We start from the raw sequence: 2,380 nt of genomic DNA, 5'->3' as shown, positions 1-2,380 counted from the left end.
AACGCACACAATCGGTGACGCGGGGTGGAGCAGCCCGGTAGCTCGTCAGGCTCATAACCTGAAGGTCGCAGGTTCAAATCCTGCCCCCGCAACCAGTCCTAACTGACATTCTTCGGCTTTACGCTTCGATCCCGCCTTCCTGGTGCGCTTCGCGCGGTCAGATGCGATCGTCAGAATCCCGGCAAGATCGCCGTGGACCTCCACCACCAGCTCTCGTCCTTCCGGCGTAACGACGATCTGGTCGATCAGTGAGCGGATGATCTCATTCGCCTTCAGACGATTGCATTCGTCGCTCTGAGTAGCCCCTAGATTTCTAGACGCCTTCTGCTTTCAAAATCTGCTGCCGTTCGAACTGGGTGGTGACAGCATCCCGTTCCTGACCTGCTTGCGCACGGGGTTGTAGAACATCTCGATGTAATCGAACACGTCCTGCCGGGCCTCATCGCGTGTTTTGTAGGTCCGGCGCCGGATGCGCTCACGCTTGAGCGAGGAGAAGAAGCTCTCGGCGACGGCGTTGTCATGGCAGTTACCACGCCGGCTCATCGAATGCTCAATATTGTGAGCCCGGATGAAGGCTGCCCAGTCCATGCTGGTGAACTAGGAGCCTTGATCCGAATGGATCAGCACCCGCTGCTTCGGCTTGCGCCGCCAAACTGCCCTGTGCAGCGCTTGCAGCATCGCATCGGTGGTCTGCCTGCTTTGCATCGACCACCCCACCACGCGGCGGGAATAGAGATCGATCACGACAGCCAGATAGGCAAAGCCTTCCACGGTGCGGATGTAGGTGATGTCTGTCACCCAGGCCCGATCGGGGGCAGCGACGTCGAACTGGCGATCCAGAGTGTTGTCGACCGCGAGGGATGGCTTGCCGCCATAGCTCCCTGGCCGGCGTTTGTAGCCGATCTGCGCCTTGATATCCGTCAGCCGGGTCAGCCGGGCAACGCGGTTCGGACAGCAGGTCTCGCCCTGATCCAGCAGATCGTCGTGTAGCTTGCGGTAGCCATAAACCTTGCCGCTGTTGTTCCAGGCTTGCCGGATCAAGTCTGTCTGCCGAGCATCGTCCTGGGGCCTTGGCTCAGCGGGTTCTTCTGCCAGGCATAGAAACCGCTGGGTTGGATGCGCAGGCACCGGCACATCGACCGAACCCGGAACTGGCCACGATGCTCGGCAACAAATGCGTATCTCACTTTGCATCCCTGGCGAAATACGCGGTGGCTTTTTTAGTATATCGCGCTCCTCGGTCACCCGGGCCAGCTCGCGCTTCACCTGGCGGATCTCCGCATCCTTGCCGGCATCGCCAGACACAACCTTCGCCAGTTGCCGCTTCCATGCGTACAGCGAATGCTGACTGACGCCGAGCCGTTCAGAAACCTCCGCTACCGGATACCCGCGCTCCGTGATCTGGGCCGCCGCATCACGCTTGAACTCATCGCTGAAATTGGGCTTCCCCATCGTCGTCTCCTCTCCTCAAAATTAGGATAGAAGGCGTCCAGAAATCTAGGGGCTACTCAATCCATCCAGCGCCCAACGCAATCCTTGACCATTTGCGCACGCCGGTAAGTCTGTCCTCGCACCATCGACCGCGAAATTGATTGCGCCTGTACTCGGATTGGTGACAAGCTCGGTAATTACGCCAGTACTGGAGGCAAGGGCGACGAACGGCTTCGAAATTGCTACAAGAGCGTAATTGCTCACGGGTTTGGCAGAAAGAGGTTGCGCGGCATGTGAATGCCTGATTCACCTGTGCATGCCGCCGCCCGCGCTTCATGTCCTGAGCGAAGCCGAGAAGAACGACCTTCTGCTCGCGCAGCGCGATATGATCGAGCGTATGGCAGCGCCAATTTCCGAACTGGAGGCGCTGGTCGGCAAGCCGCGCAAGACGTCGAAGAACTCGCATGTGCCGCCCTCGAAGGATGATTTCGGCAAAGGTGGAGGCAAGGGCCGCAAGGCGAAGCCGGGCAAGCGTCCCTCGCGTGAAGGCAAGCATCGCCCACTTGCGGAAACGCCGGACAAGATCGAGCGGGTCATCGCTGCTGCCTGCGGCCATTGCGGAAGCGACGTTTCCGGCCAGACCCGGCGGTGCCGGCATCGTTACGATCATATCGACCTGCCGCCGATCCGCCCGGTCGTGACCCGGGTGGAACTGCTGGGTGGGCGCTGCCGGGGTGTGGACACCGTCATCGCGCGCCAGCCCCGGCCGGAATGGAGCCGGGAACCCCGTTTGGACCGGGCATCCGCGCTTTGCTCGCCTATCTGCACCACAGCCATCATGTCAGTTTCGAGGGCTGTCGCGCATTGCATCGGAACTGTTCGGCCTGAGCATCTCCCAGGGCGCCATCGCCAATGCCTTCCGGCGCATGGAAGCCGGCATGGCGACGGC

The 2,380-nt window shown here is 60.7% G+C and carries 2 protein-coding genes, 1 tRNA gene and 1 pseudogene; 2 read left to right on the top strand and 2 right to left on the bottom strand.

Translation table 11 applies throughout. The features are described 5' to 3' along the window. Positions 1 to 18: 18 nt before the first annotated feature. Positions 19 to 95 (top strand) — tRNA-Met (locus QOL62_RS19670). Positions 96 to 330: 235 nt separating this feature from the next. On the opposite strand, the gene QOL62_RS19665 is transcribed toward QOL62_RS19670, so the two are convergent. Both QOL62_RS19665 and QOL62_RS19660 read right to left on the bottom strand, forming a co-directional pair. Next, positions 331 to 543 (bottom strand): IS3 family transposase, encoded by a 213-nt coding sequence (locus tag QOL62_RS19665; RefSeq protein WP_283407299.1) that lies wholly within the window; start codon positions 541 to 543, stop codon positions 331 to 333. Positions 544 to 597: 54 nt separating this feature from the next. After that, on the bottom strand, positions 598 to 1,452 hold the full coding sequence (locus QOL62_RS19660; protein WP_283407298.1) for an IS3 family transposase: 855 nt from the start codon (positions 1,450 to 1,452) through the stop codon (positions 598 to 600). A gap of 295 nt (positions 1,453 to 1,747) precedes the next feature. On the opposite strand from QOL62_RS19660, the pseudogene QOL62_RS19655 reads away from it, so the two are divergent. Next, positions 1,748 to 2,380 (top strand): annotated as a pseudogene (locus tag QOL62_RS19655) (IS66 family transposase); the annotation flags it as partial.

This window comes from Novosphingobium panipatense (genome assembly GCF_900182875.1).
Lineage (GTDB): Bacteria > Pseudomonadota > Alphaproteobacteria > Sphingomonadales > Sphingomonadaceae > Novosphingobium > Novosphingobium panipatense.
Note: the sequence above shows the minus strand (reverse complement) of the source record. Positions and strands in the feature narration are given on the sequence as shown.